The following is a 15869-nucleotide window of genomic DNA, read 5'->3' as shown; positions in this document are numbered from 1 at the left end:
AATGGCTGCGGCGAAAACCGGGGTTGCAGCAAGTGAATTTCAAAGCTCGGTCTGCTGAAAGCTCTCCAGCCGCTCCAGCGCCACGACCATGTGACTGAAGACGGTTTTCGGCGAGATACCCAGCCTCTCGCCAATAGCGGCATAGGTCATTCCCTCGATCCTCGCCATAACGAAGACCTCGCGTGCCCTCGGCGGCAAGGCGTCTATTGCTCGGGCCAGGCTGTTTAGGCTTTGTGCGGCGATCGCGCAGTGTTCCGGCGTCGGTGCCGTATCGGCGAGGAAGTCGAGATTTTCGACCCCGTCGATGAAGGGGGCAATCCGCTCGCGTCGCTTGAAATCGATAGCCAGATTGCGGCCGGTACGCACTACGTAACCATGCAACATGGAATTGGGGGGCAGATTCGACCGTCGTTCCCATAGCCGCAGAAACGTATCCTGGACAAGATCTTCAGCCGTCGCTTGTGACCTTACGAGCCTCACGATCGAAAGATGCAAACGCTTTCGCAAGCTCAAAAAAACTGCAAGCAGGTCGGGTGGATAGGCCGTTTCCATGTCTGATAGCACTAGCAGCGGAACAGAAACCTTACAATTCCGACTCTAAAAAAATATTACAACAATACTCATGTTTTGTGGTGCGCTGTTGTGATTGTCACGCGCGCGATGAAAGGCCGCCTACATTCCGGATGGGGTGTAAAGATTACCGTCCAGCACCTCATCGTGTCTGAAAAGATCGAGCAACCGCTGCTGGCCGACTGCGCATGATGGTCGTTCCAGCGATCGATTTCGCCTTTGCCATTGCTGGCACGCTGGCTTCAGCATCCGTCCATGCTGGATTACCCGGCGCCAGTGGTCGCGGCATTGTCGATGGTTGCAGCAATCAAGAAGTGACGCGGTTTCGCAATCGGCCCTCGTCCAGGAGTATCTTGATGGTGCGTGCCGCATTGGTGCGCATTTCAATCGCCGCATGGTCGGAATAGAAGGCGTTATGGGGGGTGATGACCAGACGGCCGGCAAGCCAATCGTCCCGGTTTCGCCACGCTGTCAGCAATGGATGCTGACGAGGCGGCTCTTCCGCCAGCGTGTCGATCGCCGCGCCAGCCAGCCGACCGCTTCTCAAAGCCGCTTCCAGGGCGTCGAGATCGGGCAATAGTTCGCCGCGTGCCGTGTTGACGAGAACGGCGCCGGGCTTCATCCGGCAAAGCCTGTCAGCACCCAGCAATCCCCGGGTCTCGGCATTGGCCGGGCAGTGAAGCGTCAGGATGTCAGACAAGGAGAGAATTTCGTCCAGCTTCTCCACGCGCTGATAGCCAACGGCTTTTTCATGGCCGGGCGGTTGCAACGGATCATAACCGAGAATGGTGAAGCCGAAGGGTTTCAGCCGATTGACCACCGCCGTGCCGATCCTCCCGACGCCCACCACGCCGACGGTCGCCCTGTTGGAGCGTGGTAGCGGCTTGAGGCTGTGAACCTGCCATCCGCTCTCGTATCCGCGGGCACGGGCATCGTGTTCCCACAGGCGTCGGTGAAGCGACAGGATCATGGCGAGCGCGTGATCAGCCACTTCCTCGGTACCGTAATCCGGATTGTTGGCGAAGGGGATATTCGCATCGGCAAGCGCCGGGAGATCAATCTTTTCGTAACCGACGCCGTAACGCACCACGCCCCGGCAACGTTTCAGGTGGATGATACTGCGCTCGGTCAGGCACGCGCCCCAGACCATCAGCGCATCGAGCCTTGCCAGACGGGCCGGATCGAAACGGGTCTCGTCGGTGCTGGCGAAAAAATCGAGCTCGACATCCTGCCCGAGCACCTCGGCTTCTAGATCGGGCGAGCCGATCATGTGGTCGGTTATCCCGACCACGTAGCGCTTCCGTGTCAAAGTCTGTCTCCTGCGTCTAGCGCGTCATGCCCCATTTCACCACAGTCCGCTGCTCCAGCTGGCGAAACAGCACGTTCTCGACCAGAAGGCCGAGCAGGATGACGGTGATCAGACCGGCAAAGACGCGATCGGTGTAAAGTTCGTTGCGGTTCTGGAAAATATACCAGCCGAGACCGCCACGGCCTGACGAGGCGCCGAAGACGAGCTCGGCTGCGATCAGCGTGCGCCATGCAAAAGCCCAGCCGATCTTCAGCCCTGCGATGATTGATGGCAGCGCAGCCGGCACGAGAATAAGGGCAACGTAGCGCAGGCCCTGCAGGCCGTAATTACGCCCGGTCATCCGAAGCGTGTCGGGCACGCTGGTAAAGCCCGTATGCATGTTCAGCGCCAGCGGCCAGAGGACGGAGTGGATCAGTACGAAGATCAGACTTCCCTGGCCAAGCCCGAACCACAAAAGCCCAAGCGGGAGAAGTGCGATCGGCGGCAGCGGATTCAACATAGAGGTAAGCGTCGACAGAAGGTCCCGGCCCGACTGGCTCGACACGGCAAGCGATGTCAGCACAAAGGCTAGAAAGACACCCGCGGCATACCCCTTTATCAGGACATTCAGCGAGTTCGCAGCCCGACCCGGTATGACGCCGTTCGAGACATCCTCGAAGAAAGCACGTAGCGTGGCCGTGGCGGAGGGCAGCATAAGGTCATTTCCCTGCAGCCTTGCAGCCATTTCCCATAGGAGGAAGAGCACGATCAGGATCAGGGCCTTGCGCAGCCATGCAATCTGCCAGATGCGTCGTGGCAGTGAGACGCGGCGCTGGATCGTGCCATCCTCCACCGGCTCGGGCACACGCTCGTATTCGGGACGGACCGGCGGTGAGCGCCGTGTGGTCTCGTTGGCAAGCGTTGGTGCCCGACTCATATCTGCGCTCCGCCGGCTGTCGCAGGATCATCGAAGAGAAGGCCGTGGATGCGGTTGACTGCAGCCTGGAAACCGCGGCTTCCGCCGCTCTGCAGATCCCATTGATCGCTATTGAGCTCTGCTCGCATCCGGCCCGGATGTGGGGACAGAAGCGCGATGCGGTTGCCGACGACCAGGGCTTCTTCAATCGAATGGGTGACGAAGAGAAGCGTGAATCGTACATCGTCCCAAAGCGCCAGCAGCTCCTCCTGCATCTTACGCCGCGTAAGGGCATCAAGGGCCGCAAATGGCTCGTCCATCAGGAGAATGCGCGGTTCCATCGCCAGCGCCCGGGCGATCGCGACGCGCTGTTTCATCCCTCCCGACAAGGCGTTCGGATAGCTGTCGGCGAAGCGGCTCAGCCCTACCTTTTCGAGATAATGATCGGCACGCTCCCTGGCCTCCCGACGCCCCAGTTGCCCCGAGACGCGGACGGGAAACGCGACATTCTCTCGCACGGTTTTCCACGGCGGTAACTGATCAAACTCCTGGAACACGACCATACGGTCAGCCCCTGGTCCACTGACGGGGCGACCATCGAGGCGGATCTGTCCTTTGCGCGGCTGGATAAAGCCTCCGATTGCTTTCAGCAGCGTAGATTTCCCGCAACCCGAGGCGCCGAGTAGAATAAAACGATCAGCATCCCACACATCGAAGCTGACATCCTGTGTGGCGCGAACCACACGTCCAGGCGTTTCGTATTCCAACGTCACGCGATCCACCGACAGGAGAGGAGGCGGCAGATCGTGCTTTCCGTTTTCAGGCAGAGATGCGTTTCTGATGCCGTGCATAATCTTTTCCGAATGCGATGCGGTGCCTCACTGGGGGCTGCGCTCGATAATGTTCTGACCGTGCCGGTCGGATCCGTTCTGGATCAGCTGCCGTCGTCAGCATGAGATTCCGGGAAAAAGTAATCCTTCCAGGAACCTGCCTCGTTCTTCAGTACACCGATCTTGTGGAGCTCACGGGCATAGACGAAGGTATTTTTCGGAACGATGGTGAAGTCGTTTTCCGGATCGTTGATGATCTGCAGCACGAGATCCGGCGAGAGTTTCGATTTCTGCTCGCGGATGAAGGTCTCGGCCGCTTCGGATTTGTGGGCGTTGATCCAGTCCGCGGCTTCCCTCAATGCTGCGTAAAACGCAGCATAGGTTTTGGGATTGGCATCGTGAAAGGTGGTCGTCGCGTAAAGCACGTTGAACGTCGCGGGACCGCCGAGGATATCATAAGAGCTGATGACCTTGTGGACGGCTTTGTTTCCAGCCAGTGCCTGATAATAAAACGGCGCCGAGGAGAAATGCGAGTTGACCTCCGTGCCGCCGGAAATCAGCGCAGCGGTCGCATCGGGATGCGGCAGACTGATGGAAATGTCGTCGAGCTTCTGGAAGTTGTCCGGGCCGAATATCTTTGCGGCTTCGATCTGCAACGTGCGCGATTGGAAACCGACACCGGCAGCTGGTACCGCAATGCGGTCGTTCGGGCCGAAATCCTTGAGTGAATGTATGTCCGGATTGGTCGTCAGTAGATAGTTGGGCTGAGAGCCAAGTGTGGCAACCATCTTGACGTTCTGCCGCCCATTGGTGCGGTCCCACATGGTAAGTGCAGGGGGCACGCCGGCTGCTGCGACGTCGAGATTGTCGGAAAGCAGCGCTTCGTTCATCGCCGTCGCGCCGGACACCGTTGCCCAATCGACCTGAATATCGAGGCCTGCTTGCCTGCCATGCTTTTCAACGAGTTTCTGTTCGCGAACGACATCAAGTGTCAGATAGGAAATGCCAAATTGCTGGGCGATACGGATCTTTCCCTCCGCGGCAGCCTGACCGGGCAACAGGGCTGCCGTGAGACAGGCGGAGGTGATCACCGCCAAACGAAGAACATGGATACGGGTCGTGTGGCGGATGCCGGGAAATAAATGCAGCGACATGAGCGCTCCTGCGGAAATATGATCAGGTGTTCGGAAAAGTTCGTATTCGAAAGAACGTTCGAGGACGCCATCTCGCTGAGCGCCGCGAACATCGTGAAGGCTATTAATGACGATCAAATCTATCAACATTGTAGCGTTTCGTTTTGAGCCCATTGTTGAGATGAAAATCCTGCAAATGAGCCAAATCTCGAAAAGTGCGAGGTGAAGGTCAGCGTGTGGTCCCTGCTGCCCTCGTGCTGATCTTCCGTCCCAAGGCCGGCAACCTCGCCTTTAGATCGGTTGGCGTGACGGGAGGGACTGCTCCGCTTAAGTGATCTTGGCTGTCGCGGAGCGGACAGGCACAGTGATTATTGGCGGCTGGTCGCTCATAGCGCAGCTAGCAGATGACCTGTCTTTCGTCACACGCCAAGATCAGCTGATCACCATGCGTTAAAAGCCCTGCGAAAAAGGGAGGTACGGTCCTATCCAACACATTTGCGCATTTGACAACGAGGGCAAACCATCCATCACGTGGCTTCCTTTTGATCCAGGTGAAACAACGCCACCAAGCCAAGGCACGTTATTTAATGGATCCTCGGCCTAGGTCGTCAAAATAAAATACTGTCTGCTCGATTGTCGTCGTGTAGGACATCTTGCAGTTTACCGGTTGAGCAGTGAAAGCGCTTCGTCATGGAGTTTCGGGCTGGCCGAGGCCAGAACCCGTCCATCCGAATGGATCGACAATGGGTTTCCCTGCCAATCGGTGATGCAGCCCCCGGCACCGGTGATGACCGGCACGAGGGCCATGTAGTCATAGGGTTGAAGACCGGTTTCGAGCGCGATGTCGCAATGGCCGGACGCGATCAGCCCGTAGATATAACAATCACCGCCGAAGCGCCTGAGCTTCGCCTTGCGTGACAGGAGGTCGAAAAGATCGGCGTCGTCGCCGGAAAACATGTCGGGCGAGGTCGTGTAGAAACGTGCCTCGGACAAGGTTTCGCAGGTGCTGGTGCGGGCAGCCTTGTCGGCAAAGAATGTCGCTCCCGGCCTGCCAATCCATCGTTCGCCGGTTGCCGGAATATCGATCAGCCCGCAGAACGGCTTTTCCTGGTAGGCAAGCGAAATCAGCGTGCCGAACAGCGGAAAGCCGGTGATGAAGCTTTTGGTGCCGTCGATCGGGTCCAGCACCCAGGTGAAGACATTGCCGTCCTTGACGCCGAATTCTTCGCCATGGATACCGTGGTCGGGAAAACGGTATTCGATCACCTCGCGAAGGCGCTTCTCGATCGTCCGGTCGGCGATCGTCACCGGGCTTTCGTCGAGTTTCGAAATCACCTCGAGCGGCGTCCTGAAATAGGAAAGCGCCAGCGGCCTTGCCACATCTGCAAGCTCGGCTGCAAAGGCGAGATAGGCCCGGATCTCATGCGGCTGGATATCGGAGAGGGACATTACAGGGTTTTCAGGAACAGGGGCCAACGGGCATCGTGGATGATCGAGCGAGCGCGCATGTGCTTCCAGATCCCGTATTTGTAAAAGTCGAAATCCAGCGTCGAAATGCGGTTTTGCACCATCGCCCAGGTGCTCCACTTGATGTCGGCCAGTGCCTTGTGAACGATGAAGCGGGCGTGATGCGCCTTGTCGTAGCGGCCGAAATATTCCTCGATGATCGCGCAGTCCGTGTCTTCCGAATAAAACATCTCGCCGCTCCAAATCGCCAGATCGTAGAGCCTCTCATTGTTCGACGCATATTCGAAATCGATCAGCTTGATCGACTTGTCGTCGCCGATCAGAAAATTGCCCGGCATCGGATCGTTGAAGCAGGGAACGAGATCGAGCCCGGAGGCTTCCAGCGCTTCGCGCGCCTGCAGATAGGACCGATAGAGAAATGCGTGATCGAGCGGCCAGTAACCGCCAAGGTCGCGGACCTGGCCGAAATGTTCCTCGATCATGTCGAACACGGTTTTCGTCAGCGGTAGGGCAGGGGCCTCATGAAACTGTCGGTAGACACGCACCGCCTCGTTGCGGATCGCCGGATCGGCGAAATCCCTATGGGTCGAGGGCCGGCGCCCATCGATGAATTCGGCGATCTCGATATCGAGATGATCGAGATAGTCGAATGTCTTAGGCCCGATGCCGATCGCTTCCGCCTGCTTGCTGGCGGCGGCGGCAGCCTTGCGGTCGATGAACATCTCGGTGCCGCGACCGGGGATCTTGAGGAAATATCCAAGATCATGCCCTTCGACATCAATGCGGAAATTCGTGTTGCTGATGCCGCCGGACACCGGGCGGTAACGCAGCCGCCGTCCGCTCCAGGGTTTCACCTGGACGATCGCCGCCTCGATCGCCCGTTCGGCATCCGATCGTGCCATTCCCAGTTCGTTCATCGCCATGTTCCCGTTTTCTTTTTATGGTCGTGCTCAGAGGGCCCGCAACCGTGCCTCGAAGTCTGGATGGCCAAGAAGCATGCGGCATCGCAGGAACCGCCAGCCGGCATATTTCAGGAATTCCACGCCCTTCGGCGGCGAACGAAGCTCCAGCACAAGGCTGCGCAGTGCCCAGTAGAGATCGTCTGCCGCGGCATAGGCGCGGCAGCGGTTGAAGGCCTTTTCGCTGAATGCGCCATCATGCATTTCGAGCAGCGGCCGCATCTGGCTTTCGAACTGGTAGAGTTCGTTCATCTGCACGCCGAGCTGGCAATAGGGGTCGATATCGGCCGCCATGTCGAAATCGACAAGCTGAAGTGTGCCATCGGCCCGAAGCATCACGTTGGACGAATGCGGATCGCCGTGGGCGGGTTTCAGATCGATGCCGGCCGCCGAAATCGCCTCGCGGATCGGCGCCATCCAGGACAGCATCCATTCGGCATCGCCGGGCAGGCTGGTGTCGCCGGCAACGATGATCGACCACAATTGGGCGATGCCGTCGAAGACGGACCATGTCCGGCCGAACTTGGCGGAGGCAGCGATCGTCTTCTGCATCTCGATCAGACGGGCAACGGCTGCCGGCTGCATCAGGTCGTCGATCTTTGCCGCCCGCCAACCGTCGCCAAGTCGGGCAAACAGCATAGCGCGGGTCGCGGCATCGTAGCCAACAGGCTGCGGTGAAAACCCGAGCTGGTGGAAACGGGTTGCTGCCGCAAATGCGGCTTCGCCATCCACGAGATCGGCGACTTCATCGGCACCAAGACGCAGGAAGTAATCTGCCTCGCCGCCGGCCGGCGCGACTGCGAAGCTGCAGGATTCGACGGCATGATAGGATGGCGATGCGACCGCTGCCGTCGCCGGTGCATAGGACGGCGCATCACCGAGTACGGAGGAAAAGGCGACAAGCGCCGTCTCCGCGCGGGTTTCCATCGGGGTTTCGGGAGATCCCGCTATCTTCATTCGGCAGCCTCGCTCACTTCCGCTGCCTGCAGCCCTTCGCAGGCGATCTTGTAAAGCATGTCCGCAAGGATCTGCGTGCCGAGCGCTTGGTCCTCCGGCGAGGTATATTCGGTCGGATGATGGATCACGCCGTCGCGACTCTGCACTGCCAGAACCACGGCCGGGCAGACGTCGGAGACGGCGACCGCATCATGGCCGCCGATCGTATCGAGACGGCGGGCGGTCTGGCCGAGATGCGCCGCTGCATTTTCCGCCAGCGCGATCAGACCCGGCGCGAAAGGCCCTGCCTTGCGGCGATCGATGGAGCGGACCTCAGAGGTCACACCCGCTTTCAGCGCCGCCTCGTCGATCTTGATCTTCATCTTGCGCTCCGCCTCGGCGAGGATTTCCGGCGAGCCCGAGCGCAGTTCGATGAAGAGCACGGCTTCGGCCGGCACTACGTTCGGTGAATTGGGATAGACTTCCAGACGGCCGACCGATGTGTGCAGGTCGAGACCTTGTTCAGTCGAGATCTGCTTCAGATCGGCCATCAGATAGGCGGCGGCAAGCAGCGCATCCTTGCGGTCTGCCATCGGTGTCGCCCCCGTATGGGCCTGCCGTCCCAGGAAAGCGAGGCGGTATTTCGTGGCGCCCCAGAAGCGGGTGAATATGCCGAAGCGTTCACCGGCGCGGCTCAACGTCGTATCGCCCTCGATATGCAGCTCGATCAGCGCGTCGGGGATTTCGACCTTGTCCTTGCCGGCATAACCGATTTCTTCCAGCGACTGGCGCACGGAAATGCCGTCGCCGTCGGTGCGGTCCAGCGCCCATTCGAGGTCAGCCGCGCCGGTAAACACGCTGCTGCCCAGAAGGCTCGGCTGGAAACGGGCGCCTTCCTCGTTCGTCCAGTTGACGATCTGGAAATTGCAGGCGGACAGCCGATCTTCGGCTTTCAGTCTTTCGGTGACGGACAGAACCGCCTCGCAGGCCGCGATGACGCCGAGCGCACCGTCGAAACGACCGCCATTCGGCTGGCTGTCGATATGGGAGCCGACCATGACGACCGGCGCATTGGCACCGGCCAAAGTCATCTTGCCGAACTGGTTGCCGATCGCATCGACGGCCTGCTCGAAGCCGTTATCGGCAAACCAGCGACCCAGCCAGTCACGCGCCATGCCGTCTTCCCTCGACAGCGTGAGGCGGGTCATCGAACCATCCGGCCCGCCGCCAAACGTGGAGACCGCCTCCATCAGCGATTGAAGCCGTTCAGCGTTGATCGGGGCAGAAAAAGAAGAGGGGACGTCAGGCATGTATGATTTCCACATTGGATTGGTTGAATTGGTCGGAAAATTCTCGGGCGATCACGCCGCTCGTCACCACCGCGTCGATCTCGCTCAGGCCGAAAGTATGGATGGAGCCGAGGCGGCCGAACTTGGAACTGTCGGCGACGATGATCGAACGCTTGGCCTGGGCCTTGGCGACACGGCGCAGGACCGCCTCGTCCTCGCCGAAATCCATGAAACCACGTTCCGAATGAATGGCGCTGATGGCGATGATCGCCAGATCGAAGAAATGCTCCTTCAGCGCCGCCACCGTCTCATGGCCGTAGGTCGCCTGGTAGTCGGAGCGCATGCGGCCACCCAGGACGCGCACACTTGCCTGCGGCAGGTGGAAGAAATGCGCCGCCACGGCCAGCGAGTTGCTGACGACGGTGATGTCCTTGCGGGTTTCGAGATGTTTCAGGCAAGCGATCGTCGTGGTGCCGGTATCGATGAAGACCTTCATCCCGTCCTCGACAAGCGCCGCGGCTGCCTCGCCGATCCTCGCCTTTTCGCGGGCGCTGACGCGCAGACGGTCGCTGAATGGCTGGTCGCTCTCCTGCTGATCGAGCACGGCGCCGCCATAGATGCGGCGGGCATAACCGCGTGTCTCAAGCTCCTTGAGGTCGCGCCGGATCGATTCCTGGCTGACCTGCAGATGATCGGCAAGCTCCTTCACATTGACGCGCTGGTTCTGCTTCAGCATGTCGAGGATGAGCTTGAGGCGATGTTCGGTGAAACTCATAAATGCACCTTGAATTATAGCGATCGTTACGGCCCCTTCGACAAGGGCCGCAACCATGTTCAGGCCAGCGCCACCTGGCGGGTTCCAGCCGCGCCGGGGGCGAGCGGCTGGATCAGATGGCAGGCGGCGAAATCCTGGCTGCCGCGCACGGTAAGCGTCGGCTGCAGGCTGCCGCATTTCTCCATCGCATGCGGACAGCGCGACTTGAAGCTGCAACCGGGAGGAATGTCGATCGGGCTCGGCGGTTCGCCTTCGAGCAGGCAATCCTCCGGCTGGTAGCGCCGTTGTTCAAGAGTCGGCATCGCGCTCAAAAGCGCCATTGTGTAGGGATGGCCGGGATCGAAGAACAGCCGCTCGTTATCTGCAAGCTCGAAGACTTCGCCGAGATACATCACCGCCACCCGGTTGCAGACCTTTCGAACCATCGCAAGGTCGTGGGAGATGAAGATATAGGTGAGGTCGTATTCCTTCTGCAGCTTCTGGAAAAGATCCAGAAGCTTGAACTGTTCCGTCTGGTCGAGGGCCGACAGCGTCTCGTCCATGATCAGGATTTCCGGTTCCAGAACCAGCGCGCGGGCGACATTGATACGCTGGCGCTGACCGGCGCTGAGGCCCAGCGGCAGTTCCTCGTAGAGATCGGCGGACAGGCCGACTTCGCCCATCACCTTCAGCACCCGCTCGCGGATCATGGCGCTGTCCTTCCAGCCATGGGTGCGCAGAGGCCCTTCCAGCATCCTGCCGACCGAGGTGCGCGGCGGCAGGGAGCCGAACGGGTCCTGCAGCACCATCTGTAGCTTCTTGCGGAAGGCCAAAAGGTTCTTGCCGCCGAGCCTTGCGATATCATCGTCGCCGCAGAGGACCTGACCCGAACTTGGCAGTTCCAACCGGCTGAGGAGGCGCATCAGCGTCGACTTGCCGCAACCGGATTCTCCGACGATAGCGAAACTGTCGCCGCGGCGGACATCGAAAGTGACGTTGCGCACAGCGCGCACCTGGTTGAAGCCACCGAAGCCGGTCTTTTTCTTCACCTTGTAGATCTGTGAGGCGTCGCGCAGGCTCAACACGACATCGCGCTTGTCGTTGAGGCGTGGCATCTCGGTCTTTTCGATCCAGATCTTCGGTGTCTGTTCGACGAGTTCCTTCGTGTAGGCATAAATGGGGCTGGCGATCAGCCGCTCGGTTTCCTGCTCCTCGACGATGCGGCCTTGTTCCATCACCAGAATGCGGTTGCAGGCTTCGCGGGCGACCGGAAGGGAGGACGAGACGAACAGAACCGCCGTATCGAAGCTGGCGGTCAGTTCCTTCATCAGGCGGATGACCTGGGCTGCGACGGTGACGTCGAGCGGCTGGGTAACGTTGTCGGCGATCAAAAGCGCCGGATTGGTGACCAGCGCATCGACGATCAGCGCACGCTGCATCATGCCGCCGGAAAACTGCGAGGGGTAGTCGCTGAACCGGCTGCGGGCGGAGGGAATGCGCACCGCCTCCAGCAGTTCGATCGTGCGTTTTTCGGCGTCCTTCCAGGATGTGCCCGGCACAACGGCACGCAGCTTTTCGACGATCTGCGCGCCGACCGGAAGCGTCGGATCAAGCGCGCCCATCGGGTTGGCGCCGACATAGGCGACCCGGCGGCGCAAGGTGCGCATGTCGTTTTCGGACAGGCCATAAATGTCCTTGCCCTCGAACATGACGTTGCCGGAACGCAAGGCGAGGGGCGCCTCCAGCCAGTTGACGACGGCCTTGGACAGCACCGTCTTGCCGGCACCGCTGGCGCCAACGACGCCGACGATTTCACGCGGCGCGAGGGTGAAGGAAATGTCGTCGAGGATGGTCTTCGCCGTGTCCGTTCGTCCGGCGGTAACCGTCAGGTTTTTCAGTTGAAGAAGCGGCTGGCTCATCACTCGGACCCTCCGTGGATGGTGTTGCGGGCACGCTCGAGCGAGGCACCAATGAGGTTGATGCTGGTCAGCGTCAGGCCGAGGAAAATGCCGGGCATGGTGGCGATCCACCAGGCGTTGAGAAGGTATTTGCGCCCGTCGGCAATGATGTTGCCGAAGGTCGGCGTCGGCGGCTGGACTCCGAGACCGAGGAAGCCGAGGGTCGATTCAAAGATCATCATGCGCGCCACATCGAGCACCGAGGTGAAGATCACCGGCGGCAGCAGGAGCGGCAGAAGCAGGCTGATGATGATGCGGATATCGGTCGAGCCGCCGAGCTTTGCGGCACGCACATATTCCCGCTGTCTTTCCGTCATCACGATGCTGCGCATGATGCGCGCATAGACCGGCCAGCTTGAAAGCCCGAGCACCAGCACGATGGCCGGAATGGTGGGGCGCGATACACCGAGAACGGCGATCGCCAGAATGATCATCGGGATCGACAGCTGCGCATCGGTGAGGCGCATGATCAGCATGTCGATACGGCCGCCGAAATAACCGGCGATCGTGCCGAGGGCGCAGCCGATGATGAGCGTCACGGCGACGGACGCGATGCCGATCAGGAAGGAGTAACGCAGGCCGACAAGCGAGCGCACCAGCATGTCGCGGCCGATCTGGTCGGTGCCGAGCGGATGACCCCAGCTCCATTTTTCACCGAAAAAAAGCGGCGGCAGAAGGCGGGCCTTCACATCCATCTTGGTCGGATCAATGCCGCTGATTTCAGGGTACAGCGCTGCGGCGATCGCCAGCAGCAGGAAGATTCCAAGGCCGATGCGGAAACCGGGCGTCGATGCCGCGCGATCGAAGATGCGCCTTGCAATCGAGCGGCTCGCTGCCTTCGATATGATCGGGGTGTCGAGTGCGGATGTGATGGACATCAGTATTCAAGCCTCGGATCGATGGTGGTTGCGACGAGATCGACGACGATGTTGATCAGCACGAAGATGGCGCTGGTAACGATGGCGATCCCCTGGATCAGCGGAAAGTCGCGCTGCAGCACGGCATTGATGGTCAACAGGCCAAGGCCGGGATAATCGAAGATGTATTCGACGATGATGACGCCGCCGAGCAGGCTGGAGAACTGCACGCCGAGCAGGTTAAGCAGCGGCACGGACGCATTGCGCAGCGCGTGGTTGGAGATGATCCGCGAGCGGCTGAGGCCGCGTACCCGGCCGACCGACACATAGGGCTCCATCATCTGGGTGGATACGGAGCTGACGAGCGTGCGGATGAGGACCGGCGACAGTTCGACGGCAAGCACGATGGCCGGCAGGATCGTATAGGCAAAACCCTGATAACCGATCGCCGGCAGCCAGCCGAGCTTGACCGAAAACAGCAGCGCCAGCACGATGCCGAGCCAGAAATTCGGCAGCGAAATGAAGATCGACGATATGTAGAAGGCGAGTTTGTCCGGCCATCTGCCGATCGCAAGGCCACCGGCAATTCCGACGATCGCCGAAAAGACCAGTGCGATGACCAGCGTCACGGCCGCCAACTGAAGTGTCATAGGCAGGGCATCGAAGATCAGGTCGAAAACTTTTGCCCGTTCGCCGCGTGTCGTGTCGTTGAATGTCGAGCCGCCCGTCGAGGCGCCGTTTGCGGGCCTGACGAAAGACTGACCTAGGTCGCCGTGAACCACGCCTCCCATATAACGGCCGAACTGCACGAGGATCGGATCGCGCAGGCCCATATCGGTTGCGATCTTCTCGATTAGCGCTTCGGGTGCCATGCCGCCTGCCATCAGGCGAACCGGGTCACCCGGCACCACCCGCAGAAGGGTAAAGATCAGCAAGGACACGAGGAATATGATGATGACGCCCTGAACCAGGCGCCGCATCAGGAAATTCACGGCAAACATTCAGTCACTCCGCTCAGATATGTCACGGGCAAATCCGCACGCCGCCTGGGGGTAAACGGCGTGCGGCTGATCACGCTCAGGCGGCGGGTTTGGCGGCGTCGATCGATCCGTCTGGATAGATGTACATGCCTTCAAAATCCTTCTGCATGGCGTGGATCATCACGGATGTGAACAGCGAGAGTGCCGGCATCTTGGAGGCGATGAGCGGCATGGTCTCTTCCTGGAGGATCTTCTTGCGCTCCTCCAGCGTCGATGCGTTGCGTTCCTTGTCGAGGCTGGCATCGATATCCTTGTCCTCGATGCCGCAGATGCGGTGCGAGGACGAATGGAAATGGGTGCGCAGAACGAGATCCGGTTCCGGCGAGGCCGTCGACCAGCCGCAATCGACCATGTGGCCGGGGCCGCCGCCGGGGCGATGGTAAAGCTGCTCGTTCCAGGCTGCCGGTTCAAGCACCGTCAGGCTGACGTTGAAACCCTGTTCCTGAAGCATGGCGGTGACCATTTCGCCATATTCCTTGGTCTTCGGGTAGAAGCCCACCGAGGTGATGTATTCAAGTGGCGGCAGGCCCTTGCCATTGGGGAAGCCGGCTTCGGCGAGCAGAGCCTGGGCTTTTTCCGGATCGAATTTCGGGTAGTTCGGCAGATCCGTGTAACCGAATTTGACGGGCGATACGAAGTTCGACGAGGCGTGGCCGGCCGATCCCATCAGTTCCATGATCATGTCGCGATCGATCGAATGGCAGGCGGCGAGGCGGATGCGCGGGTCGTCGAAGGGCGCCTTGGAGCAGCGGAACCACAGATACTTGTTTTCCACCGAAACGACCTTGTTGATGTAGATCGCCGGATTGTCCTTGATTGAATCGACCTGTTCCGGCTCGAGTCGCTCGACGATGGAGGCTTGGCCATTCATCAGCGACAGCATGCGGGTGGTGGAATCGCCGGTGAAGGTGAAGTTGATGCCGGGGATCGCAGGCTTGCCCTTGAAGTAGCCGTCATAGGCCGCCATCACGGTATCGTTGCCGCGCTGTTCGACGAACTTGAACGGGCCGGTGCCGTTCAAGCGCTGGGAGAGCGGGCCGCCGGGGCCGCCGGCGACATCCTTGGCCGACATAATCGGCAGGAAGGATGCGAGGAAGATGAAGAGATGGGCCGGATAACCGCCCTTCGACGTGTCGACGATGACTGTGTAGTCATCCGGCGTTTCGATCGTCAGTGTCTCTGTTGGGCCCGGATACCACTGGGCCGGGCGATCGGCCCGCGAGCCGTATTCGAAGGTCGCCTTGACGTCTTCGGCCTTGAACGGCTTGCCGTCGTGGAAGACGATGCCTTCGCGCAGCTTGATCTGCAGGCGATGCGCATCGAGAAGCTTGATGTCGGTGGCCAGTTCGTAGACGACTTTGCCCGGATCATCGAGCTTCATCGGGGTGCGGGTGAGAAAGCCCATGACGAAGCCTTCGATATTTTTTTGCGAAAGAGTCGTATGGGCCGTCGGGTCCCAGTTGCCGGTGATGTTTTCGGCCGACAGGAATGTCATGGTCTTGCCGGTCTGTGCGAAAGCCGACGAGATGAAAAAGTCAGGATTGATCTGCATATAGCCGGCGACCGCGGCAGCGCCCGCGGTCCCTTGCAGGAAGCGGCGACGATTGAATTCTGAACCCATCGAGTTCCCCTTTTTCTTTTGCAAAACCGTCAGATCAGTCAAAACGGTCAAATCAGTCAAAAGCAAAGGGCGTGCCAATCCCGAAAAACGGCTAGAAAACAAGAATTCTAATGTTGATATTGTGGTTTTTGACTTTTTCTTGGCTCGAATGAGAATGATTTAAGCGCTGTCTGCCAAAATCGTTGGCGACGCCCAGTTTTCTCCCTCAGGGGCAGACGACCGCGCTGCCAGGCCTCTGATCCTTGTCGGTC

The 15869-nt window shown here is 59.8% G+C and carries 14 protein-coding genes; all 14 read right to left on the bottom strand.

Annotation, left to right across the window (positions count from 1 at the left end; all coding sequences use genetic code 11):
- Positions 1-39: 39 nt before the first annotated feature.
- Positions 40-552 carry an RNA polymerase sigma factor gene (locus AC2GXZ_RS25735; RefSeq protein ID WP_483762087.1) on the bottom strand — a complete coding sequence of 171 codons (513 nt, stop codon included), beginning with the start codon at positions 550-552 and terminating at the stop codon, positions 40-42.
- 325 nt (positions 553-877) lie between these two features.
- On the bottom strand, positions 878-1879 hold the full coding sequence (locus AC2GXZ_RS25730) for a C-terminal binding protein (protein ID WP_483762086.1): 1002 nt from the start codon (positions 1877-1879) through the stop codon (positions 878-880).
- Between the two features lie 16 nt (positions 1880-1895).
- Positions 1896-2795 carry an ABC transporter permease gene (locus AC2GXZ_RS25725; RefSeq protein WP_483762085.1) on the bottom strand — a complete coding sequence of 300 codons (900 nt, stop codon included), beginning with the start codon at positions 2793-2795 and terminating at the stop codon, positions 1896-1898.
- Entirely contained in the window at positions 2792-3625 is an 834-nt protein-coding gene (locus tag AC2GXZ_RS25720; RefSeq protein ID WP_483762084.1) for an ABC transporter ATP-binding protein, read from the bottom strand. Before AC2GXZ_RS25720 ends, AC2GXZ_RS25725 begins: the two co-directional genes overlap by 4 nt.
- 83 nt (positions 3626-3708) lie before the next feature.
- The gene (locus AC2GXZ_RS25715; RefSeq protein WP_483762083.1) at positions 3709-4758 is read right to left on the bottom strand and encodes an ABC transporter substrate-binding protein; all 1050 of its coding nucleotides are present in this window, start codon (positions 4756-4758) and stop codon (positions 3709-3711) included.
- 639 nt (positions 4759-5397) lie between these two features.
- Complete coding sequence (gene hisN / locus AC2GXZ_RS25710) at positions 5398-6186, bottom strand: histidinol-phosphatase (protein ID WP_483762082.1); 789 nt, start codon at positions 6184-6186, stop codon at positions 5398-5400.
- Positions 6186-7121, bottom strand: coding sequence for a phosphotransferase (locus AC2GXZ_RS25705; protein ID WP_483762081.1), 936 nt, complete (start codon positions 7119-7121; stop codon positions 6186-6188). The genes hisN and AC2GXZ_RS25705 overlap by 1 nt, the downstream gene beginning before the upstream one ends.
- A 33-nt stretch (positions 7122-7154) precedes the next feature.
- Positions 7155-8090, bottom strand: coding sequence for a phosphotransferase (locus AC2GXZ_RS25700; protein WP_483762080.1), 936 nt, complete (start codon positions 8088-8090; stop codon positions 7155-7157).
- A gap of 26 nt (positions 8091-8116) precedes the next feature.
- Entirely contained in the window at positions 8117-9409 is a 1293-nt protein-coding gene (locus AC2GXZ_RS25695) for an allantoate amidohydrolase (RefSeq protein ID WP_483762079.1), read from the bottom strand.
- Positions 9402-10163, bottom strand: coding sequence for a DeoR/GlpR family DNA-binding transcription regulator (locus AC2GXZ_RS25690; protein ID WP_483762078.1), 762 nt, complete (start codon positions 10161-10163; stop codon positions 9402-9404). Before AC2GXZ_RS25690 ends, AC2GXZ_RS25695 begins: the two co-directional genes overlap by 8 nt.
- Before the next feature lie 59 nt (positions 10164-10222).
- Positions 10223-12061 carry an ABC transporter ATP-binding protein gene (locus AC2GXZ_RS25685; protein ID WP_483762077.1) on the bottom strand — a complete coding sequence of 613 codons (1839 nt, stop codon included), beginning with the start codon at positions 12059-12061 and terminating at the stop codon, positions 10223-10225.
- A complete protein-coding gene (locus AC2GXZ_RS25680; protein WP_483762076.1) occupies positions 12061-12978 on the bottom strand; it encodes an ABC transporter permease in 918 nt (305 codons plus the stop codon). Before AC2GXZ_RS25680 ends, AC2GXZ_RS25685 begins: the two co-directional genes overlap by 1 nt.
- Entirely contained in the window at positions 12978-13958 is a 981-nt protein-coding gene (locus AC2GXZ_RS25675) for an ABC transporter permease (RefSeq protein WP_483762075.1), read from the bottom strand. The genes AC2GXZ_RS25680 and AC2GXZ_RS25675 overlap by 1 nt, the downstream gene beginning before the upstream one ends.
- A gap of 76 nt (positions 13959-14034) precedes the next feature.
- Positions 14035-15618: an ABC transporter substrate-binding protein gene (locus AC2GXZ_RS25670; protein ID WP_483762074.1), complete on the bottom strand. Its 1584-nt coding sequence runs from the start codon at positions 15616-15618 to the stop codon at positions 14035-14037.
- Between the last annotated feature and the right edge of the window lie 251 nt (positions 15619-15869).

The sequence above is a fragment of the Aliirhizobium sp. YIM B11859 genome (genome assembly GCF_057163345.1).
The sequence above is the reverse complement of the archived record's forward strand: the minus strand, read 5'-3'. Positions and strand labels throughout refer to the sequence as shown.

Bases quoted from the DNA above. Each gene is read 5' to 3' on its own strand.
- AC2GXZ_RS25735 (WP_483762087.1), bottom strand. From the start codon at position 552: ATGGAAACGGCCTATCCACCCGACCTGCTTGCAGTTTTTTTGAGCTTG.
- AC2GXZ_RS25725 (WP_483762085.1), bottom strand. From the start codon at position 2,795: ATGAGTCGGGCACCAACGCTTGCCAACGAGACCACACGGCGCTCACCG.
- AC2GXZ_RS25720 (WP_483762084.1), bottom strand. From the start codon at position 3,625: ATGCACGGCATCAGAAACGCATCTCTGCCTGAAAACGGAAAGCACGAT.
- AC2GXZ_RS25715 (WP_483762083.1), bottom strand. From the start codon at position 4,758: ATGTCGCTGCATTTATTTCCCGGCATCCGCCACACGACCCGTATCCAT.
- hisN (WP_483762082.1), bottom strand. From the start codon at position 6,186: ATGTCCCTCTCCGATATCCAGCCGCATGAGATCCGGGCCTATCTCGCC.
- AC2GXZ_RS25705 (WP_483762081.1), bottom strand. From the start codon at position 7,121: ATGAACGAACTGGGAATGGCACGATCGGATGCCGAACGGGCGATCGAG.
- AC2GXZ_RS25700 (WP_483762080.1), bottom strand. From the start codon at position 8,090: ATGGAAACCCGCGCGGAGACGGCGCTTGTCGCCTTTTCCTCCGTACTC.
- AC2GXZ_RS25695 (WP_483762079.1), bottom strand. From the start codon at position 9,409: ATGCCTGACGTCCCCTCTTCTTTTTCTGCCCCGATCAACGCTGAACGG.
- AC2GXZ_RS25690 (WP_483762078.1), bottom strand. From the start codon at position 10,163: ATGAGTTTCACCGAACATCGCCTCAAGCTCATCCTCGACATGCTGAAG.
- AC2GXZ_RS25685 (WP_483762077.1), bottom strand. From the start codon at position 12,061: ATGAGCCAGCCGCTTCTTCAACTGAAAAACCTGACGGTTACCGCCGGA.
- AC2GXZ_RS25680 (WP_483762076.1), bottom strand. From the start codon at position 12,978: ATGTCCATCACATCCGCACTCGACACCCCGATCATATCGAAGGCAGCG.
- AC2GXZ_RS25675 (WP_483762075.1), bottom strand. From the start codon at position 13,958: ATGTTTGCCGTGAATTTCCTGATGCGGCGCCTGGTTCAGGGCGTCATC.
- AC2GXZ_RS25670 (WP_483762074.1), bottom strand. From the start codon at position 15,618: ATGGGTTCAGAATTCAATCGTCGCCGCTTCCTGCAAGGGACCGCGGGC.